The organism is Mesorhizobium sp. WSM2240 (genome assembly GCF_040438645.1).
Lineage (GTDB): Bacteria > Pseudomonadota > Alphaproteobacteria > Rhizobiales > Rhizobiaceae > Allomesorhizobium.
This window is the reverse complement of record NZ_CP159253.1, coordinates 5,602,316-5,623,355: the sequence shown is the minus strand read 5'-3', so window position 1 is coordinate 5,623,355 and position 21,040 is coordinate 5,602,316. Positions and strand designations below refer to the sequence as shown.

Annotated in this window: 23 protein-coding genes; 11 read left to right on the top strand and 12 right to left on the bottom strand. The window is 63.8% G+C overall.

Features of this window, described 5'->3' with window-relative positions; translation table 11 throughout:
* Nucleotides 1–65 precede the first annotated feature (65 nt).
* Nucleotides 66–770 carry an SDR family oxidoreductase gene (locus ABVK50_RS28010; RefSeq protein ID WP_353643473.1) on the bottom strand — a complete coding sequence of 235 codons (705 nt, stop codon included), beginning with the start codon at nucleotides 768–770 and terminating at the stop codon, nucleotides 66–68.
* Nucleotides 771–981: 211 nt separating this feature from the next.
* Here ABVK50_RS28010 and ABVK50_RS28005 point away from each other — a divergent pair, with 211 nt between their 5' ends.
* On the top strand, nucleotides 982–1,320 hold the full coding sequence (locus ABVK50_RS28005; protein ID WP_353643474.1) for a hypothetical protein: 339 nt from the start codon (nucleotides 982–984) through the stop codon (nucleotides 1,318–1,320).
* Nucleotides 1,321–1,494: 174 nt separating this feature from the next.
* Here ABVK50_RS28005 and ABVK50_RS28000 read toward each other — a convergent pair whose 3' ends face one another.
* Nucleotides 1,495–3,486, bottom strand: a complete 1,992-nt coding sequence (locus ABVK50_RS28000) for a PhoX family phosphatase (protein WP_353643475.1) — start codon at nucleotides 3,484–3,486, stop codon at nucleotides 1,495–1,497.
* 167 nt (nucleotides 3,487–3,653) lie between these two features.
* Between ABVK50_RS28000 and ABVK50_RS27995 the strand changes: the two genes are divergently transcribed.
* The 3 genes from ABVK50_RS27995 (at nucleotide 3,654) to ABVK50_RS27985 (ending at nucleotide 7,368) form a co-directional block, all read left to right on the top strand.
* Complete coding sequence (locus tag ABVK50_RS27995; protein ID WP_353643476.1) at nucleotides 3,654–4,373, top strand: phosphatase PAP2 family protein; 720 nt, start codon at nucleotides 3,654–3,656, stop codon at nucleotides 4,371–4,373.
* Nucleotides 4,374–4,574: 201 nt separating this feature from the next.
* Nucleotides 4,575–5,060, top strand: a complete 486-nt coding sequence (locus ABVK50_RS27990; RefSeq protein WP_353643477.1) for an SRPBCC family protein — start codon at nucleotides 4,575–4,577, stop codon at nucleotides 5,058–5,060.
* Between the two features lie 115 nt (nucleotides 5,061–5,175).
* Nucleotides 5,176–7,368, top strand: a complete 2,193-nt coding sequence (locus ABVK50_RS27985) for an EAL domain-containing protein (protein ID WP_353643478.1) — start codon at nucleotides 5,176–5,178, stop codon at nucleotides 7,366–7,368.
* A gap of 5 nt (nucleotides 7,369–7,373) precedes the next feature.
* Here the strand turns inward: ABVK50_RS27985 and ABVK50_RS27980 are convergent, their stop codons facing one another.
* Genes ABVK50_RS27980 through ABVK50_RS27970 form a run of 3 tightly spaced genes read right to left on the bottom strand, consistent with a single transcriptional unit; the run spans nucleotide 7,374 to nucleotide 9,585 of the window.
* Complete coding sequence (locus tag ABVK50_RS27980; RefSeq protein ID WP_353643479.1) at nucleotides 7,374–8,189, bottom strand: YiiX/YebB-like N1pC/P60 family cysteine hydrolase; 816 nt, start codon at nucleotides 8,187–8,189, stop codon at nucleotides 7,374–7,376.
* The gene (locus ABVK50_RS27975) at nucleotides 8,186–9,118 is read right to left on the bottom strand and encodes a CHAD domain-containing protein (protein WP_353643480.1); all 933 of its coding nucleotides are present in this window, start codon (nucleotides 9,116–9,118) and stop codon (nucleotides 8,186–8,188) included. Before ABVK50_RS27975 ends, ABVK50_RS27980 begins: the two co-directional genes overlap by 4 nt.
* Nucleotides 9,115–9,585: a CYTH domain-containing protein gene (locus ABVK50_RS27970; protein ID WP_353643481.1), complete on the bottom strand. Its 471-nt coding sequence runs from the start codon at nucleotides 9,583–9,585 to the stop codon at nucleotides 9,115–9,117. The genes ABVK50_RS27975 and ABVK50_RS27970 overlap by 4 nt, the downstream gene beginning before the upstream one ends.
* Before the next feature lie 82 nt (nucleotides 9,586–9,667).
* Here ABVK50_RS27970 and ABVK50_RS27965 point away from each other — a divergent pair, with 82 nt between their 5' ends.
* From ABVK50_RS27965 to mbfA, 5 genes are all read left to right on the top strand, one after another.
* Nucleotides 9,668–10,357 (top strand): CerR family C-terminal domain-containing protein, encoded by a 690-nt coding sequence (locus tag ABVK50_RS27965; protein ID WP_353643482.1) that lies wholly within the window; start codon nucleotides 9,668–9,670, stop codon nucleotides 10,355–10,357.
* On the top strand, nucleotides 10,354–11,298 hold the full coding sequence (locus ABVK50_RS27960; RefSeq protein WP_353643483.1) for an HlyD family efflux transporter periplasmic adaptor subunit: 945 nt from the start codon (nucleotides 10,354–10,356) through the stop codon (nucleotides 11,296–11,298). The genes ABVK50_RS27965 and ABVK50_RS27960 overlap by 4 nt, the downstream gene beginning before the upstream one ends.
* A 131-nt stretch (nucleotides 11,299–11,429) precedes the next feature.
* Entirely contained in the window at nucleotides 11,430–12,347 is a 918-nt protein-coding gene (locus ABVK50_RS27955) for an ABC transporter ATP-binding protein (protein WP_353643484.1), read from the top strand.
* A complete protein-coding gene (locus ABVK50_RS27950) occupies nucleotides 12,344–13,495 on the top strand; it encodes an ABC transporter permease (protein WP_353643485.1) in 1,152 nt (383 codons plus the stop codon). The genes ABVK50_RS27955 and ABVK50_RS27950 overlap by 4 nt, the downstream gene beginning before the upstream one ends.
* Nucleotides 13,496–13,668: 173 nt before the next feature.
* The gene (gene mbfA / locus ABVK50_RS27945) at nucleotides 13,669–14,652 is read left to right on the top strand and encodes an iron exporter MbfA (protein WP_353643486.1); all 984 of its coding nucleotides are present in this window, start codon (nucleotides 13,669–13,671) and stop codon (nucleotides 14,650–14,652) included.
* Between the two features lie 266 nt (nucleotides 14,653–14,918).
* Here the strand turns inward: mbfA and ABVK50_RS27940 are convergent, their stop codons facing one another.
* The 4 genes from ABVK50_RS27940 to ABVK50_RS27925 all read right to left on the bottom strand — a co-directional run bounded on the left by ABVK50_RS27940 (nucleotide 14,919) and on the right by ABVK50_RS27925 (nucleotide 16,507).
* A complete protein-coding gene (locus ABVK50_RS27940; RefSeq protein WP_353643487.1) occupies nucleotides 14,919–15,401 on the bottom strand; it encodes a DUF305 domain-containing protein in 483 nt (160 codons plus the stop codon).
* 76 nt (nucleotides 15,402–15,477) lie between these two features.
* Nucleotides 15,478–15,825 (bottom strand): antibiotic biosynthesis monooxygenase, encoded by a 348-nt coding sequence (locus tag ABVK50_RS27935; protein WP_353643488.1) that lies wholly within the window; start codon nucleotides 15,823–15,825, stop codon nucleotides 15,478–15,480.
* A gap of 34 nt (nucleotides 15,826–15,859) precedes the next feature.
* Complete coding sequence (locus tag ABVK50_RS27930; RefSeq protein ID WP_353643489.1) at nucleotides 15,860–16,192, bottom strand: NIPSNAP family protein; 333 nt, start codon at nucleotides 16,190–16,192, stop codon at nucleotides 15,860–15,862.
* Nucleotides 16,193–16,297: 105 nt separating this feature from the next.
* Nucleotides 16,298–16,507: a DUF1127 domain-containing protein gene (locus ABVK50_RS27925; protein ID WP_353643490.1), complete on the bottom strand. Its 210-nt coding sequence runs from the start codon at nucleotides 16,505–16,507 to the stop codon at nucleotides 16,298–16,300.
* 68 nt (nucleotides 16,508–16,575) lie between these two features.
* On the opposite strand from ABVK50_RS27925, the gene ABVK50_RS27920 reads away from it, so the two are divergent.
* Entirely contained in the window at nucleotides 16,576–17,256 is a 681-nt protein-coding gene (locus tag ABVK50_RS27920) for a winged helix-turn-helix domain-containing protein (RefSeq protein WP_353643491.1), read from the top strand.
* A 46-nt stretch (nucleotides 17,257–17,302) separates the two neighbouring features.
* Here ABVK50_RS27920 and ABVK50_RS27915 read toward each other — a convergent pair whose 3' ends face one another.
* The gene (locus ABVK50_RS27915) at nucleotides 17,303–17,809 is read right to left on the bottom strand and encodes a ferritin-like domain-containing protein (protein WP_353643492.1); all 507 of its coding nucleotides are present in this window, start codon (nucleotides 17,807–17,809) and stop codon (nucleotides 17,303–17,305) included.
* A 409-nt stretch (nucleotides 17,810–18,218) separates the two neighbouring features.
* Between ABVK50_RS27915 and ABVK50_RS27910 the strand changes: the two genes are divergently transcribed.
* The gene (locus tag ABVK50_RS27910; protein ID WP_353643493.1) at nucleotides 18,219–18,374 is read left to right on the top strand and encodes a hypothetical protein; all 156 of its coding nucleotides are present in this window, start codon (nucleotides 18,219–18,221) and stop codon (nucleotides 18,372–18,374) included.
* Here ABVK50_RS27910 and ABVK50_RS27905 read toward each other — a convergent pair.
* Together ABVK50_RS27905 and ABVK50_RS27900 are read right to left on the bottom strand one after the other, a co-directional pair.
* Nucleotides 18,368–18,742, bottom strand: coding sequence for a DUF1850 domain-containing protein (locus ABVK50_RS27905; protein ID WP_353643494.1), 375 nt, complete (start codon nucleotides 18,740–18,742; stop codon nucleotides 18,368–18,370). The two genes, ABVK50_RS27910 and ABVK50_RS27905, sit on opposite strands and share 7 nt — an antisense overlap.
* Nucleotides 18,743–18,782: 40 nt before the next feature.
* Nucleotides 18,783–20,885, bottom strand: a complete 2,103-nt coding sequence (locus ABVK50_RS27900; RefSeq protein ID WP_353643495.1) for a TRAP transporter permease — start codon at nucleotides 20,883–20,885, stop codon at nucleotides 18,783–18,785.
* Nucleotides 20,886–21,040: the final 155 nt, after the last annotated feature.

The window sequence follows — 21,040 nt, the reverse complement described above, 5'->3', positions numbered from 1 at the left end:
ATGAGGTCCTGACGCCTAACCGCCAGCCGGAGACATTGTTGCAGGCGGCGAAACGTCAACCCCGGTTACACCGATTTCGTGATGCCGCCGTCGATGCGGATGTTCTGGCCAGTGATGTAGCTGGAGCGGCCGCTCGCCAGGAAGGCGATAAGCTCCGACACTTCTTCCACGCGACCGTAGCGGCCCATCGGAATGCGTTCGCGGCGGTCGCCGCTCTCCGGCAGGCTGTCGATGAAGCCCGGCAGGACATTGTTCATGCGGACATTGTCGGGCGCGTATTTGTCGGCGAACAGCTTGGTGAAGGAGGCAAGCCCGGCGCGGAACACACCGGAGGTCGGGAACAGCGCTTCCGGCTCGAAGGCGGCATAGGTGGAGATGTTGACGATCGAGCCGGATTTCTGCGCCTGCATGACCGGCGTGACCAGACGGGCGACGCGGATGGCGTTGAGCAGATAGATCTCCATGCCGAGATGCCAATCCTCGTCGCTGATCTCCAGCACCGGCGCGCGCGGGCCATGGGCGGCGCTGTTGACCACCGCATCGATGCGGCCCCATTTGTCGACTGTCGCGTCGACCAGGCGCTTCAGGTCGTCATTCGAGCGGTTGGAGCCGGTGACGCCGATGCCGCCGAGCTTTTTGGCCAGGGCCTCGCCCTTGCCGGAAGAGGACAGGATTGCGACCTGGAAACCGTCCTCGGCGAGCTTGCGGGCCGCATCCGCGCCCATGCCGCTGCCGCCCGCCGTGATGATCGCCGTCTTCAGTTCCGCCATTTCATTCTCCATCGCTGTATCGGGAGGGGAGCGGTAGCCATATAGGCGCGACAGGGCAAGCAGCCAGCGGCGGGTAAATGACTGGCAGCCGGTTCGGCCCGGCGTGGACCATGGCTTGCGGCCGTGGCGGCATCTTGACGGCTTGCCGGCTTTGCCCGAGAGATCGCGCCTGCGCTTGCGGGTCTTAAGGCGCAACGGGGAGAAAACTGCCTTGACCTTATCCGGCTTGCTTCAGCTCGGCCTTTCCACCGTGATCTTCCTCCTCGCCGCGACCGTGGCGAAATACTGGGCGCTGGCGCCGAGCATCCCCAAGCTGCTTCTGACGTTGGCGCTCTATTCGCTGGGCAACCTGATCATGCTCAGGCTGGTGCGCGAATTCGGTATGGCCTCGGCATTCAGCCTGTCTGCGGTGATCCAGCTCGTCGCGGTCAATGTGATCGCGCTGGCCTATTTCGGCGAGCGCCTGAACGCACTGCAGAGCGGCGGGATCGTGCTGGCGATCCTGGCGGTCGGGCTGATTACGCTTGGGCCCGCGCTGAGCGGACGGTAGAGACGTTTGATGACTTTACTTCGGCGGGTATCTGACGCGGATTCCGCACTTCCGGAGAGTTGCGGATTTCGTACGACGCACGGCGCTGCCCCTCACCTGCCTGCCGGCATCCTCTCCCCGTTCTTCACGGGGAGAGGGTAAGGGTGAGGGGCAGCACCAAGCTGCGGGATTACGCTAAACCCCGATCTTGCCGCCGCCCTGCCTGGTGATGGCCACGACAGCGGGGCGCACCGGCATGTCATCGTTGAAGTCGGGCCAGCGGGTCGAGAGATCCTCGTAGTAGGACGGGCGGCCGAAGCCTTCCCAATCCTCGCCGCCATCGGCCGGATGCTGGACGGCGACGAAGGCCGTCTCGTCGTCGGGCGTGAACAGCGGGCCGCAAAGCTCGGCGCCGATCGGCACGCGGAAGAACAGTTTCGAGGTGGCGCGCGCCTCTCCTTCGGTGTCGACCGCCCAAAGGCCATCGGTGCGGCCGGTCTCTTTCGGGCCGTTGCCGTCGGTGGAAACCCAGAGCCGGCCGGCGGAATCGACCGCGCAATTGTCGGGCATGCCGAACCAGCCATTGGCTGTCGTCGAGGTCGAGAAGGATGCGCCGACCTCGGCAACCGAGGGATCGCCGCATTTCAGCAGGATCTCCCACTTGCCCCCGGTTGCGGCGAAGTCGCCACCGTCCTCGATTAGCTCGATGATATGGCCGAAGGCGTTTTCGGCGCGCGGGTTGGCGGCATCAACGGCCTCGGCCTTGCGCTTGGTGTTGTTGGTCAGCATGACGTAAACCTTGCCGTTGGCAGCGTTGGGCTGGATGTCCTCGGGGCGGTCCATCTTGGTGGCCCCAAGTAGGTCGCCGGCGCGGCGGGTTTCGATCAGCACGTCAGCCTGGCTGGCAAAACCGTTCTCGGCGGTCAGCGGGCCCTGGCCATGGACCAGAGGCAGCCATTCGAACGAGCCGTCCTCGGCGAACTTGGCAACGTAGAGCGTGCCTTCGTCGAGCAGGTCCATATTGGCGGCGCGGTCGTCGGGGTTGAACTTGCCGGCGGTCACGAATTTGTAGACGTAGTCGAAGCGCTCGTCGTCGCCGAGGTAGAAGACGACTCGGCCGTCCTTCGCCACGATCGATTCGGCGCCTTCATGTTTGGAGCGGCCGAGCGCGGTGCGCTTTTTCGGCACGGAGTTCGGGTCCATGGGATCGATCTCGACCATCCAGCCGAAGCGGTTGGCCTCGTTCGGCTCCTTGGAGACATCGAAACGGTCGTAGAATTTGCCCCAATCGTAAGACTCACCAGGGATGCCGTAGCGCTTGAAGTTCGCCGTCTCCGCATGATCGGCGGGAAGTTCGCCGATGAAGTAGCCGTGGAAATTTTCCTCGCCCGACACGACGGTGCCCCAGGGCGTGGTTCCGCCAGCGCAGTTGTTGAGCGTTCCGAGCACCTTGGTTCCCGACGAATCGGCGTTGGTCTTCATTCGCTCGTGGCCGGCGGCCGGACCGGTCAGCAGCATTTCGGTGCTCGCGGTGATGCGGCGGTTCTGCTTGCCGTCGCGAACGGCCCGCCATTTACCATCGGTCTTGCGGATTTCGACGACCGACATGCCGTGGGCGGCAATTTCGATGTCGACCCGCTTCTGGTCGGCCGGCGAGACCTCGGCCTTGCCATCCGTGACGGTGACGATGCCGGGGAACATCAGATGCTCGTTGGTGTATTCGTGGTTGACCACGAGCAGGCCGTGTTCGGACGAACCGTCGAGCGGGATGTAGCCGACATAGTCGTTGTTGTAGCCGAACTGCTTTGCCTGCGCTTCCGGCGTCTGGTTGGCCGGGTCGAATTCCGGCGCGTCGGCAAAGATCGGATCGCCCCAGCGCAAAAGGATATCGGCGTCGTAGCCGGCGGCGACGTGATGGTTCTCGTCAATGCCGGCCTCGACCTCGTCGAAGCTGAAGGCCGAACCGCCGCCGGCGCGCGCCTGATCGGCTGTGATGAGGGCGATCGGACTGACCGTGGCGGCAATGGCCGAAACGGCGAGCGAGCCTTTCAGAAATCCGCGGCGCGAGAAGCGTGCGCCGATGATCTCGCCCATCGTGCGGTTGCCAGTCGGATTGTGGCCCGGACCGTCATTATCCTCGAGCAGGCTGGTGCGGAATTTGGTTTCGGGAGAGACGTGTTCGTTCATCGGGCAGACCCTCTGGCTGGCGGCTTGAGATGAGCGATGGCTAGTGCGGTCTTATAACAGGAGGATGACAGGTTTTGCGCCTTGGCGCACTTGCCGGCCAAGGCGTCGAACCTATAGGTCTAGCGCGGTTGAAGGCCCGCCCGCACACATCCTCGACGAGAGACGCCATGCAATTTTTTACCTATTTTCGAAAGAGGCCCGCGTTTTCCGTGCTGCTGGCGGCGATGATCATTGCCGGCGGCGCCTATGGCTTCGTCGAACTTACGGAGATCGCGCGCGAGACAACACCGCACGCATTCGATACGCGCATCCTGCTCGCCTTCCGAACACCGGGCCAGCCCGACAATCCAATCGGTCCGTTCTGGATGGAAGAGGCGGTGCGCGACATGACCAGCCTGGGGAGTGCGGCGGTGCTGATCTTCTTCACGGCGGTCGTCATCTTCTACCTGATGATCGTCCGCAAATCGGCCGCCGCCCTGTTCGTATTCGTTTCCGTCGCCGGCGGTCAATTGCTGAGCAGCGTGCTCAAGCTCGGTGTCGACCGCCCCCGCCCGGAACTGGTGTCGCATCTGGCCGATGTGCACACGCTGAGCTTTCCCAGCGGACACGCGATGATGTCGGCTGTGACCTATCTGACGCTCGGGGCGCTGCTGGCCCGGATAATGCCCAGCACTGCGCTCAGGATCTACGTCCTTGGCGTCGCCGTGCTGGCGACATTCCTGATCGGGGCGAGCCGCGTCTATCTCGGTGTCCACTGGCCTTCGGACGTGCTGGCCGGCTGGTGCGCTGGCGCCGCCTGGGCGATGCTCTGCTGGCTGGCGGCGCACGTCGTGCTCAGGCGGAGATCCGGCCGGAGTGGGGAAGAAACCATGCAGGATGATGCTTGAAACATCATCATTAATGTCGGTGCGCAAGGCGCAAAGAAATAAAGCCTGCCCCATGTCCGCTACAAGGCGACAATCGAGAACGCGCTGCAGCAGCTGCGGCTCGAAAGGGAAGAACAGGCTCAATAAAAAATCACAGCGTTGTCGGATTTCCGTCGCAAGGTTCGTCCTTAGGCCGAACCACCCAATCAACGGAGAGAAACCATGACCGATACCGCCCAGACCGCCGCCCCCGCCAACGACCGCGAACTCGTGCTGACCCGGCTGATCGACGCACCGCGCGAAAAGCTTTTCAAATGCTGGACGCGGCCGGAACTGATGAAGCAGTGGTTTGCGCCGCTGCCCTGGACGCTGTCGCATGCCGAAGTCGACCTCAGGGCCGGCGGAAGCAGCAAGGTCGTAATGCGCAGCCCCGAGGGCCAGGAATTCCCGAGCCTGGGCGTCTATCTGGAAGTCGTCGAAAACGAGAAGATCGTATTCACCGACGCCTACACCGAGGCCTGGAAGCCGTCGGAGAAGCCGTTCTTCACGGGCATCATCACCTTCGAGGACGAAGGCGGCAAGACGCGCTACACGGCGGTCGCCCGCCACTGGACCGTCGAGGACCGCAAGGCGCATGAGGAGATGGGCTTTCACGAAGGCTGGGGCCAGTGCGCCGACCAGCTTGCGGCTCTCGCCGCGAAGATCTGAATACCTCCAGAATGGCCGGCGCGGCTTGCCCCGCCGGCCTGATATTTCAGCATAACGTGATGTTAAGACGGAGTCGCTTGGATGGCGCGCAACTTCAGCGCGGGACGCCATCTGAATGACATTGCACGCCCGGCACAACGAGCTGACCCATCAAGTCACATCCACGGTCTTGGCCGTGGGTTTTTTATGTCTGGCGCTGATTGTGGGTTTCGGGTTCTTCGCCACCCAGCAAGCCGATGGCGAAGCTCTGCAAAAGCAGAAAACCTTCGTGGCCAACGGGCTGGCAGAGCAAATTCGAAACGTGCAGCGCGAGCAGGAGAGCATAGCCGTCTGGGACGATGCGGTCGTGAAGGCCAAGGAACGCGACGATCCCTGGATGCGCGACAATCTCGGCGAATGGATGCACGAATATTATGGCCACGACCGCATATACGTGCTCGACGAACAGGATGAGCCGGTACATGTGATGCAGGACGGCGCGACGGTCGAGCCCGCGCTCTACACCGAGGACCGCGGCCCGCTGGCGCCTTATGTGGAGCGGATGCGCGGCATGCTCGCCGAGCCGGCTGAGGCCGAACCGGACGATGTCGCGCCGAAAGCGGTCGTGTGGGATCTGCTGGAAGTAGCGGGCCAGCCGGTCATTCTCAGCATCATGCCGATCGTGCCGAGCACCGATCAGATCGCGCAGGCGCCCGGCTCCGAATATCTCCACGTCACCATGAAATATCTGGACGGCGAGGTGATCGGCAAAATCGCCGAGCAGTACCAGCTTACGGATGCGCGCCTTGCAACCGAGCGGCCGCAGGCGGACGCCGCGATCGCGTTCGGGAATGCGGAAGGCACGACGCTCGGCTACATCGCCTGGCAGCAGGACAGGCCCGGCCTGAGCCTGATACGCAAGGCCAGCCCGGCACTGATCGGCGGCGCGCTCATGGCGACGGGCGTGCTGGTATTCCTGCTCCGGCGGCTGCGGCGCGCCTCCTCGCAGCTGCAGCGAAGCCAGGATCAGGCGCAGTACCTGGCGTTTCACGATACGCTGACCGGGCTGCCCAACCGCGCTTTGTTCGAGGACAGGCTGAGGCGCGCTCTAGTTACGGTGAAGCGTGAAAAAGACAGGATCGCGCTGCTCTATCTCGACCTGGACCGCTTCAAGCATGTCAACGACACGTTCGGCCACCCGGCCGGCGACGAACTGGTGCGCCAGACGGCGTTGCGGCTGAGCAATTCGGTGCGCGAGGTGGATACGGTGGCGCGGCTTGGCGGCGACGAGTTCGCCATCATTCTGGTCGGCATAAAGGATGTTCGCACCGCCGAGGACGTTTCGGGGCAGTTGCTGGAGGAACTCAGCCGGCCGTTTCAGCTCGCCGACGACCAGGTGTTCGTGGGCGCAAGCATCGGCATCGCTATTTCGCCGGACTTCGGCGCCGACCCCGACGATCTCCTGCGCAAGGCCGATATCGCACTGTACGAGGCCAAGCGTGGCGGCCGCGGACGCCACCAGGTGTTTGCCGGCGATATGGACGACCTCCTGCTGCGCCGGCGAACAGTCGAGAGCGACCTTCGCGCAGCGTTGCAAACGGGGGACCAGATCAAGCTGCTCTACCAGCCGATCTACGCCGCGGACGGCAAAACGCTTCTTGGAGCGGAAGCGCTGATCCGCTGGGACCATCCCGCTCATGGCGCATTGTCGCCGTCGCATTTCGTCGGGATCGCGGAGGAGCGCGGCATGATAGGCATGCTTGGCGGCTGGGTGCTGCGCGAGGCATGCAGCTTCGCCGCCACCAGCGATCTGCCATGGCTGGCGGTCAACGTCTCGCCGCTGCAATTGCGCGACGAGAATTTCGCGGCCGATCTGTTCGTAATCATGGAAGCGGCGGGCGTGGAGCCGAGCCGCATACAGCTCGAGATCACCGAAAGCGTGCTGCTGGAGAACACGCCGGCAACGACGGCCGTTCTGAAGGAACTCCGTGGCCGCGGGGTGCGGATCGCGCTCGACGATTTCGGCACGGGGTATTCGTCGGTGAATTATCTGCGGCACTATTCCATCGACAAGCTGAAGATCGACCGCTCCTTCGTGCACCAGCTTGGCAGCTCGGACGAATCGGCGGCGATCGTGAAGGCGCTGGTCGATCTGGCGGCCGCTCTGGGCATCCAGGTCACTGCCGAGGGCGTCGAAACCGTCCAGCAGCGCGACGCGCTGGTAGCCATGGGCTGCCAGGAGTTGCAGGGCTTTCTGCTGTCGCCGCCGCTCAGCCGCAGCCAGATCGGAGCCGGCGCGGTTTCAAGCCGGCAGGTTCTGGCGGGCTAGCAGCCTCAAGCTGTGCCGCCGCTCTCCGGAACCGCATCCAGCTTCTCCTGTTCGGCCCATGTGACCGTCTTGTAATCGAAGCCATATTCCAGCGTCGGCTTGACGATCTGGAAGTAGGGCGAAAGATCGAAATCACGCGGCGTGTAGAGCGAATGATGGCGGATGTGCAGGATCTCCCGGCGCGAGTAGGTCGACTGCGCCGAAGCGCGGCCGGGTGCGCGGGTGATTTCCGGCAGGATCGGATAGCGTATGCCCTCGTAAGCCTCTGCGATCATTGACGAGCAGATGGCGCGGGTTGGATCGCCGGAGCCGAAGGCCAAAGCGCGCCGGCGCCAGCGCACCGGTATCGGCGGCGCCGGCATGAACAAGCGCAGCATGTCCCAGATGTTCTTCAGATCGTATTTCAGCCCGAGCCGGGCGACCATGAAACCCACCACGTGGTCGCGATCTTCCGGTGTCAGGCCGCGGGCGCGGCAGATGCGGGTGTTGTAGGTGCGGTACTTTGACAGCGGCACGGCCACGCAGCCCTCGCCGAGATTGACCTCGATCAGGCGCGGGCGCTCGGAACCGTCCTCGGGTTCGGGCAGAGCATCGCCAATATAGAGCGCCGAGTGCGACCAGGTCGATTGCGTAAGATATTTGATGGTGGCCGAAATCCGCTGATTTCCCTCGATGAGCAGGATATCGCCGGGCTCCAGCGCGCGGCGGAGCGTCTGCGGATCGGACGGCGTGTAGGGCTCGTAACCGGAAGATTCCCCCTGCAGCCGGCCCGCCAGCCAGCGGCCCAGCCGATCCAGCAGCGTGTCGGCGGCTTCCGTCATTGGTTGATTCCTGGCTGAGAATGGGAGGCGCCGGCCTGATAGCGATCCGCGATCTTCCTGACCATTGGCTTTCGCGCTTTGCCGAACAGAAGTTCCGCCTCGCGAAGGCATTGCTTGCGGAGCGCTTTCTCGCTGCGTCTCATCAGCTGGCAAAGGAGCTTTAGCTGCTCTTTCGAACCGAGAGCTTCGCTATTGGACTTGATCAGCTGGCGCATGACGAAAATATCGTTCAATTCGCCGAGGCGCTCGCCGAGCGCATCGAGCGCCCAGCGGCGCGACTTGACCGGGCGCGGCCAGAAACGATGCAGCAGCAAGACGTGTATCCGGTGCGCCTTGACGCATTTGCGCAATTCGTGGAAGTCCTCTGGCTGGCCGCGCTTGCCGGCGGCGTCAAGCACGCGCCGGGCCCGGCGCAGGGTTTTCCCGGCACCGTCGGCCAGCACCTCGGCCGCGGCCTCCGGAAGGTCAGGCAGGACCAGGCCGGGGAGCGCCGAACGGCCTTGTTCGCAAGCCTCGACAGCGGCATCGACCATCTCTTTCAGACCGATTCTTTCCCGCACAGGCGCATCGCGGCGGGCAACGAGGGCGGAGCGGACCGCGTCAAGCTCTCCAGCGGAGGTCTGGCCGGGAAACGCCTTGACCAGGCGGTCGATCGTCTCGATGAGCGCGGTGTCCTCGCGCGCGCCGGCAAGACTGCGCGAGATGTCGCGGTAGCGCTCATTTTCGGTTCGGCAAAACTGCTCGTTGCCCGGCCGGACGAGGCGGAACAAGGCGCGAAGTTTCTTGAACCGCTTTCGGCAGGCGTGCAGCCCTTTTTCGGGCTTGGTGCGGGAGGCCGTGAGATCGCCGATCGCCTTACCGATCTCATCGGCCGCGATGCGCCTTATCTCGCCGGTCACCGGCAGGCGCGGGTCGATGCGGTAGCTCATGCCGCCACCGGCAGACCGTTGCGGGCAAGCGAGGCATTGTAGAAGGCGCTCTCGCCGGTGATCTCGCGGCCGAGCCACGGGGGAAGCTTCGCCTTCCGGACATCGTCGGGCGTCTCGAGTTCGGCGATGACCAGCCCGGCAAGAGCACCGGCAAAAACATCCACCTCGTAGACGTAACCGTTGTGCCGGACCTGGTGGCGCACCTTCTCGATCACCAGACCGACGGCAAATTTCTGCATCTCCTCGGCATCGGATAACGGTATTGGATACTCGAATTCGTCTCTTTCGCGCTCGTGGGCGCCGAATTTGAGCGTCAGGACCGCCGAACTGCCGTCGCGTATGCGCACCCGGAAGGACCGGCCGTCGGCCGCTGCGAGGTAGAACTGGCGTATCGCCGTCTTCGCGTCGGCCTGACCGCGCCAGTCGTCGCTCGTCACCAGGAATTTGCGTTCGACTTCCTTGGCCATGGCGCGTGAATAAAGCGCACCGGGCCGCGCAGGGCAAGACGGGCAGTTGACTTTAATCATTCGATTGAATAATCAAAAGTGCATGATCGAAGCACCGCAAAATCCCACGCCCTTGAAAGCGCCGCCGTCCTCGGCCGAGCTTACTCGCGCCGCCCTCATCCACGCGGCGCTGCGGCTGTTCGGCCGGCAAGGCTTCCACGCCACCTCAACCCGCGAGATTGCGGCAGCCGCGAGAGCCAATATCGGCTCGATCGCCTATCATTTCGGCGGCAAGGAAGGGTTGCGGGCGGCCTGCGCGAACCACATCGTCGAGACGATCGGCGGCATTGCCGGGGCGGCAATGGCGGAGGAGGCCGGGGAGGCGAAGGGCGCCGAAGCGGCGCGCGCGCGGCTGAGCATCGTGCTCGAAGCAATGGTCGGCTTCATTGTGGCGCGCCCGGAAGCGGGCGAGTTCGTGCAGTTCGTGCTGCGCGAACTTTCACAGCCGAGCGAGGCGCTCGACATAATCTATGAAGGCGTGTTCGAACCGGTCCATAACCGGCTTTGCCGCATCTGGGCCGAGGCGACCGGCGAAGACGCCGAAAGTGAACGCACGAAGATCACCGTCTTCACCATGATCGGACAGGTCGTCTATTTCCGGATCGCCGGCCCGGCCGTGATGCGGCGGATGGGGTGGCAGGGCATCGGGCCGGCGGAGGCGGAGGCGGTGATCTCCGTCGTCAAGAGCAACCTCGAAGCGATCATCGCGGAGCGGAAGAGCGAAAAGCCATGAGCCTCCTCTGCGCCATCCCGCTCGCCGCGCTGCTGTTTTCAGCCTGCGGGCCGGCAGCGCCGCTGGCCGTCGGCTATGTCGAGGGTGAGTTCGTGCTTTTGGCGCCGATCGAGACGGCGCAGGTGGAGACGGTTTCGGTTCGCCGCGGCGACCGCGTCATGCCGGGAAAGACAATCGTGGAGCTGGAAAGCGGCGACGCCGAGATCGCGGTCGCCGAGGCCGAGGCCGGGCTGGCGAGGGCGCAGGCGCAGCTTGCCGATTTGAAGCTCGGAAAGCGCCCGGAGGAAATAGCCGTTCTCGAAGCAGCGGTGCGCTCGGCCAAAGCCCAGGCCGCGGAGGCAAAGCGCGTGCTGGCGAGAGCCCAGGATCTCTTCAAGCGCGGAATAGCGCCCCAGGCGCAGCTCGACGAGGCCTCCACAAGGGCCGAACTGGCCGACTCCGAGGTCCGGCAGGCGGAGGCCAATCTGGCCGTGGCCGGCCTGGCGGCGCGGGCGGAGACGATCAGGGCGGCCGAATACCAGGTGAAGCAGGCCGAAGCGCAACTCGAGCAGGCACGCTGGCGTCTTTCCAGGCGCGTTCTCGAAGCGCCCTCTCCCGGCCGCATAGACGACGTCATCCGCAATGCGGGCGACATCGCCGGGCCTTCGGCGCCGGTAATCTCGATGCTGCCCGACGGCGCGGTGAAGCTGAAGGTGTTCGTGCCACAGGCCCAATTTTCGTCGGTGCAGGTCGGAGCCGTGCTCGACGTGCGATGCGACGGCTGCCCCGACGGCCTGACGGCGCGCGTCAGCTATGTCTCGCCCGACCCCGAATTCACGCCGCCGGTGATTTTCTCGCTCGAGACCCGGCAGAAGCTGGTCTACCTCGTCGAGGCGCGGCCGGAAGACGACGCATCGCCGCTGCAGCCGGGGCAGATCGTGGATGTGAGTCTGAGGCAGTAGGCAGTAGGGAGTAGGGAGTAGGGAGTAGGGAGTAGATCAAAGTCACAGAGTGAACGAGTGCGCCAACCCCATCTTGCCTACTGCCCTATTCCCCTACTCCCTACTCTTGTTCCCCTTGCGCGGAGCGCAATATGAACGCCATCGAAGTCCGCAATCTCGTCAAGCGCTTCGGCGCCAAAACCGTCGTCGATCATGTCACGATGAATGTCGCCGAGGGCGAGATCGTCGGGTTCCTGGGACCGAACGGCTCGGGCAAGACGACCACGATCCGCATCATGTGCGGGCTCCTGACCCCCGACGAAGGTGAAGGCCAGGTGCTCGGTTACGACCTCCTGACCGAGAGCCTGAAGATCAAGCGCGAAGTCGGGTACATGACGCAGAGATTCTCGTTCTACGAGGATCTGACCATCGCCGAGAATCTCGAATTCGTGGCCCGGCTTTACCGGCTAAGGCCGGTGGCCGAACATGTCGGCCGAACGCTGGAGGATCTGGGGCTGAGCTCGCGGCGCAACCAGCTCGCCGGCACGCTCTCGGGCGGCTGGAAGCAGCGCCTGGCGCTCGCCGCCTGCATCATGCACCAGCCGAGGCTACTTCTGCTCGACGAGCCGACTGCCGGCGTCGACCCCAAGGCGCGGCGCGAGTTCTGGGACGAGATCCACAGACTGGCGCAAGGCGGGCTGACCGTGCTGGTGTCGACGCACTACATGGACGAGGCCGAGCGCTGCCACCGCATCAGCTATATTTCCTACGGCAAGCTGCTGGCCACCGGCACCGTCGACGAAGTGGTGAAGAATGCCGGATTGACGACCTTCGTGGTTGAAGGCCCGCGGCTCGACCAGGTGGCCCGGGCCCTGGAAGGCCGGCCGGGCGTCGAGCAGGTGGCGCCCTTCGGCACGACGCTGCATGTCGTCGGGTCGGACCAGAAACTGCTGGATGCGGCGCTGACGGATGTCAGGAAACGCGACGGCACAACCGTCAGGCCGGGTGAAACCAGCCTGGAGGACGTGTTCATCCAGTTCATGGCCGGGTCGAAGGACAATATGGCATGAAGCGATACGGCGTCAGCACCGTGTTCTCCTTCGCCAGGCTGGGCGCGCTACTGCTGAAGGAGTTCATCCAGATGCGGCGCGACCGCATCACCTTCGCCATGATGCTCGGGGTGCCGCTGATGCAGCTCGTGCTGTTCGGCTATGCCATCAACAACGACCCGAAGAGCCTTCCGGCAGCGCTGGTCGCGACCAGCAACGATCACTATACGCGCGCCATGGTCTCGGCGCTGCAGATGACCGGCTATTATCGCTTCGACCATTTCGCGGAGAGCGCCGCGGAGGCCGAAGCGCTGATGGCCAGCGGCAGCGTCGCTTTCGTGGTGACGATCCCGCCCGATTTTGCCCGCCGGGTGGAGCGCGGCGACAATCCGCAATTGCTGATCGAGGCCGACGCCACCGACCCGGCGGTGGCGAGCGGCGCAATCTCCACCCTGGGCACCGTGGCCAGCCAGGCGCTGCTGCGCGAACGGGGAATGGAAGCGGTGGCGGCCGAGGAGGCCAAGACCCAGCTCGAAGTGGTGGTGCAACGGCGCTACAACCCCGAAAGCATTTCGCAATACAACATCGTGCCCGGCCTGCTCGGCGTGATCCTGCAAATGACCATGGTGATGATGACCTCTATCGCACTGACCCGCGAAACCGAACGCGGGACAATGGAAAACCTGCTCGCCATGCCGGCAAGCCCGCTGGAGATCATGCTCGGAAAGGTGCTGCCCTATCTCGTCGTCGGCGCGGTGCAGGTGGTGGTGGTGCTGATCGCGGCAAAGCTCCTGTTCTCGGTGCCTTTCACCGGATCGCTGACGCTGCTGCTCTTCGCCATCCTTGTCTTCGTGCTGTCGCTGGTGCTGCTCGGCTACACCATCTCGACCATGGCGCGCACGCAGATGCAGGCATTGCAACTGACATTCTTCTTTTTCCTGCCGTCGATCCTGCTTTCGGGGTTCATGTTCCCCTATCGCGGCATGCCCGACTGGGCGCAGATTTTTGGCGAAATATTTCCGCTGACGCATTTTTTGCGCATCACCCGCGCGGTTATGTTGAAAGGCGCGGAATTTCCCGCCATCGCCGGCGAAATCGGCGCGCTGGCGATATTCGTCGCGCTGTTTGCCGGGTTGGCGCTGCTCAGGTTCAGGCGGACGCTGGATTGAAGCCATTCAAACCAATTCCGACAGGACGAACATGACGGAGGAAGCCGACCGCCACAGCGATGGCGGCTCGACACCGGACGCCCGCCCGGCATTGGGCCGGCCGCAATGCAGCCATTGACGCCTTCGCACACCCGGCTTAATTTAGAATCATTCTAGACTGGAACTGTTCGAGAATGCTTTCGCGCGTCTTCGGCTTCGGCCGCCGCTCCTTCGATTCGCTTAGCGAGCAGGAGATACTGGCGCTGGCGATTTCGTCGGAAGAAGACGACGGGCGGATCTACCGAGCCTATGCCGACGGCTTGCGCGAAGACTTTCCGCAATCGGCGAAGGTCTTCGACGGCATGGCCGACGAGGAGGACGGGCATCGCAATCAGCTCATCGAACTGCATCGCAGGCGCTTCGGCGAGCGCATCCCGCTGATCCGCCGCGAGCATGTGCGCGGCTATTATGAGCGCAAGCCGGACTGGCTGGTGCGGCCGCTCGGCATCGACAAGGTGCGTGGCCAGGCCGAGGAAATGGAGCGGCAGGCGCAGCGCTTCTATCTGGAAGCGGCCAAGCGCACCGAGGAAGCCTCGACGCGCAAACTGCTCGGCGATCTTGCCGCCGCCGAGCAGGCGCATGAAACGCTCGCGCAGCGGCTTGAACTGAAGCATACGCCTGAAGATGTGCGGCAGGAGGAGCGGCAGAGTGAGCGGCGGCAGTTCATCCTGACCTATGTGCAGCCGGGGCTGGCCGGGCTGATGGACGGATCGGTGTCGACATTGGCGCCGATCTTCGCCGCCGCCTTCGCCACCCACGAGACCTGGCAGACATTTCTGGTCGGGCTCGCCGCCTCCATCGGCGCCGGCATTTCGATGGGTTTCACGGAAGTCGCCTCCGACGACGGCAGGCTCTCCGGGCGCGGCTCGCCGGTTAAGCGCGGGCTGGCGACCGGCATCATGACCACGGTCGGCGGGCTTGGCCACGCCCTGCCCTATCTGATCCCGCATTTCTGGACGGCGACGACCATTGCGGCAGTCGTCGTGTTCATCGAACTCTGGGCGATCGCCTATATCCAGAACCGCTTCATGGAGACGCCGTTCTGGCGTGCAACGTTCCAGGTGGTGCTCGGCGGCGCGCTGGTGTTCGCAGCGGGCGTTCTGATCGGGAATGCCTAGAGCAAGATGAGATTAGGTCTGGTCGTTCTGCCGGAGGGAATTTGCGGCAAGGTCGAGGGGTCCGGCGAAGGTCGATGTGGTGCATCGATTGAGCCGGAACCCGACGGATTTGACGCAAATTCACCCGGCCCCTTCGGGTTTTCGGGCGGCGGACGCCCACTTTGTCGGGCCGCTCGATCGATGCACCACATCGACCTTCGCGTCCCTTCGCGTGGATCGCCGCACCGCCCGAGAAACAGAACCGACCATACCTAGCCTCATCTTGCTTAAGGACCGGATCCATCAAGGGGTTGCGCCAGCAGCGCTTCCATCTCGGCGATTTCCGCAAGCTGGCTCTCGACGATCCGGCCGCACAGCGCCTGCACGCGCTGATCGCTGATCGACGCCTGCTCGCACATCAGCACCGCTCCCGAATGATGCGGGATCATCGAACGGAGGAACTGGCGGTCGGCGATGGCCGTCTGCTGGCGGATCAGCATCCAGGCGCCGGCAAGTACGACGAGACCGACCACGATCAAAAAAGCATTGCGCCGCCTGTCGGCATACATGGACCGCATCAGCAGCAGCTCGATGATCAGCATCGGCGCGGCCATCAGGGCTGCCATATAGGCCTGGTTAAGATTGTTGTAGACGTGGGGTAGTTCGTCCACCATCGCGTACATGAGGATGTACATCGCGATGAACGAGAGCACTACCATCGCCGACAGTCGGAGGTACGGCCTCGAATGCATCGAATGATCCGTCGCCATGGCATGCTCCTTTGGCGATCATGCCCGCCGCCAGTGCTCAACGATGACGAGCAGGTATGGTTTCACCCGGATCGGCTCACCCGTCATGAATCTCAAGGCTGTCGGCCGGAACTTCCGCCCGCTCGTGCATGCCGTAGTCGCGCACGACATGCGCGATGCGCAGGCGATAGTCGGCAAATACGCCGCCGCGGCCGGCTTTCTGCGCCTGCCGGTGCTCGACCGTGTTGCGCCAGGCTTTAACCGCTTCCTCGTCGCGGAAGAAGGACAGCGACAGCACGCGGTCCGGGTCGGACAGGCTCTGGAAGCGCTCGATGGAGATGAAGCCGTCGATCGTCTCCAGGAGAGGCCGCAACTCGGCGGCGATGCCCAGATAGGCGTCGCGCCTGCCCGCAGCCGGCGTGACCTCGAAGATAACCGCGATCATGGTTTTCTCCCTTTGACGCCGCACCCTTTCGAGATCACGGCTTGACCAGTTCAGCATGCGGGCCGGAAGCGAGCTTCAGGAAGATGCGGTCTTCCTTGCGGATGAACTTTTTCGCCCGCGCGAATTCGAAATTCTCCCGGCCCATCGGGTCGGCGGCCAGCCGGGCGCGGTAGGCCTCGTAGGCGGCGAGGTTGTCGATATTGTAGACTCCGTAGGCGGTCGTGGCCGAACCTTCGTGCGGGGCGAAATAGCCGATCAGGTCGGCCCCGCAGCGCGGGATCGCCTGACCCCAATTGCGGGCATATTCCTCGAAATCGGCCTTGCCGAACGGGTCGATCTCGTAGCGGATAAAGCAGGTGATGGTCATTTCTTTCTCCATGCGAAGGCGGCGACGATATCGAGGTCGGCGATGCAAATGCTTCCATCGGCGTCGAAGCATCCGGGCAAAGTTTCGAGCTAGACGACATACCCGTCAGCGCTTCCAGAAGGGCCGGCACTCGCGCTCGACGTCGCGGCGGGAGAGGCCGATGTCGTCAAGCTGCTCGTCGGTGAGTTCGGCAAGCGTAAGACGCTGGTTGCGGCGCTCGAGCCAGAGGATGACGGCATGGATGGCGTGCAGTGATCGCCGCAACAAAGGCAGAGAGGCCGCTGCGGCTTCGGTGACGGTACGGCGGGCGGTCATGGTCGTCTCCTTTCCATGGGTGGAGAATACCACTTGCCCTACGCAGACAGTTCGATTAGCATCGAAGTATGAGAGACGGTCCAGATATATCGCGCATCGCCAATCTGGTCGGCGACCCGGCCCGGGCCAACATGCTGACGGCGCTGATGGACGGCGGCGCGCTGACCGCGAGCGAGCTGGCGCTGGAAGCCGGCGTGACCGCGCAGACGGCGAGTTCGCATCTCGGAAAGCTGATGGAAGGCGGGTTGCTGTCGCTCTCGGCGCAAGGCCGCCACCGGTATTATTCGCTTGCCGGACCGCAGGTTGCAGCGATGCTCGAATCCATCATCGGCGTGGCGGCGGCTGTCGGCCCGAAGCGCACGCGGCCTGGTCCGCGCGAAGCGGTGATGCGCGAGGCGCGCATCTGCTACGATCATCTGGCCGGCCATCACGCCGTCGCCATGCTCGATGGCTTCCTGGCGCGCGGCGTGCTGATAGCCGAGGGCGGCGAGATCCGGCTCGGCGAATCGGGCCCGTCGCATTTTGCCGCGGTCGGGATCGATACCGAAGCCTTCCGCAAGCAGCGCCGCCCGGTCTGTCGCGCCTGCCTGGACTGGAGCGTGCGGCGGTCTCATCTCGCCGGCGCGCTGGGCGCCGCGATCCTCGACAAGATCATCGCGGAGAAATGGGCAAGACGCGATGCCGACAGCCGCGCCATCGTGTTCTCGCCGAAGGGCAAGATGGCGTTCGAGAACACGTTTCTGGGATAGCGACGCAAAGGGCCGGCGATTCCTCGCCGGCCCCTTCGACTTGCGCTTACTGGGCAGCCTGCAGGTTGACCTTGCTTTCGGCCAACACGGTCAGCTTCTTGTCGGTTGCCTTCTCCTCTTCGAGGTTCTGCTTCAGAACCGAGGCGCAGTCGTCGCGGCCGAGCTGCTTGGCCCATTCGATCAGCGTACCGTAGCGCGTGATCTCGTAGTGCTCGACGGCTTGGGCAGCGGCGATCAGGGCGGCGTCGAGAACCTGCTTGTCGTCGACGTCGCCGGCGACTTCATCGGCTTCCTCGATGATGCCGTCGATAGCAGGGCAGTCCACCCCCTTCGCCGGCACGCCGTGCATCTGGAAAACCTGCTCGACGCGCTGGATGTGTCCCTTGGTTTCCTCCAGGTGCTTCTCGAAGCCCTGCTTGAGTTGCGGGTTGGTCGCCTTGGAGATCATGTCGGGCAGCGACTTCTCAATCTGCTTCTCGGCATAGTAGATGTCCTGCAGCGTGTGGACGAAGAGATCGTCCAGCGATTTGATGTCCTTCGAAAAAAAGCCCATGGCCTTGGCCCTTCCTGTTCGTGTTGATTGGGAATGCAGGCTCGGCCCAGGCCGGCCTGCCAGGCGGGTGTCCCCGCTCTGGACATCGAACGCTCGGCACTTGGCGCGGTTCCCAAAATCCGGCAGCTAAAATCGCCGGCGCTGTGAAAGCAAAAACGTTCTTTGTGTAACCGCACCCGGAAACGAAATTCATCCCTGGCGGCATCGTCGCGAAACAGGTGTGACGGAAAAGGCACAGGCGGTGGAATGTTGCGCTTTGGCGCTCAAACGCCGCGAATCAAACGCATTTCAGCCACGAACCGGGACAAATCCTGGCGAAGATTAACATCGCGTTCACGGATCATTCACGACCGGGCGCTATGGTGACATCCAATCGGAAGGGACATCCGAGGGATTTGGGACAGGGACAATGACTATCTGGAATCACATCACGAGCTATGCGTTCGCAATCCGCGAATTCGTCGCGCCGACCTACCGGCCCGAGCGCTATTATATGCGCGGCCCCGGCCCGGCCTGCGCACGTCGCCGCGGAAGCCCATTCGAAGCCCGCGCCTCGTTTCAATAACCGGTTTCGCCGCACGGCTTGAGCCTAGCCGGCTCGCCAGCAGCCGCGCCGAGCTCAATGCATTCACCCGCCGCGCAAAGCCTCCAGCCGGCGCCGGTCGCACCTGAAGCGGCAAGCACGATTTCCGGCCGCGCCAGAAACTTGGGCGCATAGACCCACCAGCCATCCTTTAGAACAGCATCCGCCGGCGGCTCCATGCCCGCCCCGGATCCCTTTACCCGCGCCTCGACGATCTCGATGCCGGCGGGCGTGATATGCCAATCCTCCTCCCAGCGGGTTTGTTCGACAGAATGCGTCCAGGAAAGGGTGAACGCCGTCGCGGCGAAGGTGATCGTCTTGCCGGCGGCGAGGATGCAAAGGGCGGTCATTGATCACGAGGCTGTGTTTCCACCTGCGCCCCTCTGTCATCTATGCCGTAGCGGTAACGTTCCGCGCCCGCCACCAGTGCAGGCCGATGACAGCCGCCGCAAGCGCGAAGCCGATCTCGTCCGTGTAGGGCAAGGCCAGCACCAGACTGAGGGCGGCGGCGGCGGCCAGCAGCTTCTCCCAAATTGCCATGCGGGCAAACAGGAAGCCGACCACGGCGGTGCCCCACAAGCCAATGGCGATGCAGGCCTTGGCGAGGATATAGACGACCTCGACCGGATAGCCGTAGCTCGCTGCCATTGGCCCGGCGTCCTGCAGCATCAGCGCCGGCGTATAAACGGCCATGAACGGCACCACGAAACCGGCAACGGCGAGCTTGGAGGCCTGCATAGCAATCTTCATGCCCGAGATTTTAGCCATCGGCGCGGCGGCGAAGGCGGCGAGCGCCACCGGCGGCGTCAGATCGGCCATGATGCCGAAATAGAAGACGAACATATGGCTGACCAGCAGCGGCACGCCGAGCTCGAGCAGCGCCGGGCCGGCGAGCGACGAGGTGATGATGTAGTTGGGGATGGTCGGGATGCCCATGCCGAGCACCAGGCAGGTCAACATGGTCAGCACCAGCGACAGGAACAGATTGTTCTGTCCAATGGCGATGATGGCGCCGATGAAGGTCGAAGCTATGCCGGTGAGCGTCAGCGTGCCGATGACGATGCCGACGATGGCGCAGGCGATGCCGACCGGCAGTGCGTTTTTCGCCCCTTCAGCAAGAGATTCGATGCAGATGACCAGCGTTTCGCGACCGCCCTTGAAGAAGATGCATGCGGCGACCAGTGCGCCGAGGACCAGCGCCAGAATGTCGACGCCGTATCTCATGAAGGATGCGGCGGCCAGGCCGAGCGCGATCCAGAACACCATGCGGAAGGCGAAGGGGCCGATAAGCGCCGCAAGCGGCGTCCCGAGAATGAGCACTATGGTCAGCGCCAGGCCCATCGTGCCGGCGAAGATCGGCGTATAGCCGGCAAACAGTAGGTAGACGAGCGCTGCTAGCGGCAGCACGAGCGGCCAGTGTTTTTTCACCGCGTCCCACGGATTGGGCAGCGTCGCCTTGTCCATGCCCTGCAGGGAAAACTTGCCGGATTCGAGATGCACCATCCAGAAGCAGGCGGCGAAATAAAGTGCGGCCGGGATGATCGCGGCCTTTACCACGTCGGCATAGGGAACGTTCAGCGTCTCGGCCATGATGAAGGCGACGGCGCCCATGACCGGCGGCATGATCTGGCCGCCCATGGACGAGGTCGCCTCGACGCCGCCGGCGAAGGCGGAGCGGAAGCCGAACTTCTTCATCAAAGGGATGGTGAATTGGCCCGAGGCCACGACATTGGCCACACCGGAGCCGGAAATGGTGCCCATCAGCGCCGAGGAGAGCACGCAGACCTGCGCCGGGCCCCCGCGCCAGGCGCCGACCAGGCCGAGCGCGAAATCGTTGAACAAGGCGATCATGCCGGCGCGTTCGAGGAAGGCGGCAAAGACCACGAAGATGAAGATGTAGGCCGCCGACACATAGACCGGGGTGCCGTATATGCCCTCGGTGCCGAAGCCGAAATGCTCGACGATCTGCGCGAAATCATAGCCGCGGTGGATGAAGGGCGGGGGCAGGTAGTTGCCGAAAAAGCAATAGGCGAGGAACAGGCCGGCAATGATCGCCAGCGGCAGGCCCATGACGCGGCGCGCGGCCTCGAAGACCAGGACGATCAGGACTGTGCCGACGACCAGGTCGGCGGTTGTGAGGAAGCCGGACCGCTGGATGATGTCGTTATAGAACACCCAATTGTAGACGCCGGTGAGGAAGCCGAGGATGGCAAGCGCCCAGAACCAGGCCTTGCCGATGGGCGTCCGGGCGCGGAGCGTGGCGATGAGCGCGAAGCCGAGCAGCAGCAGGAAACCGACATGCATGGCGCGCACCACCTGGCTCGGCAGATTGCCGTAGGCGGCGGTGTAGAGCTGGAAGGCGGAGAAGGACACGGCGATCCAGAAGACGATGCGGCCCGCCACGCCCTCGCCGAAGCCCGGCGGTAGGCCCTCGATGGGTTCTTCCACGGCAGGGGAGAGGACGGTGGTGGTTTCGGGATGGGCGTTGGTCATCGTGGGTTCCGAGGCTCGGCTGAATCGTCCGGGCATTCCATTCCGGCAGACTATGCGCTGCCCCGCCTGACGGCACCTTCTCCCCGCATAGAGACGGGGGAGAAGGAAGACTTCAGTTATGGCGAAGCAATCTCCAGCTTTGCAGGATAAGCGTC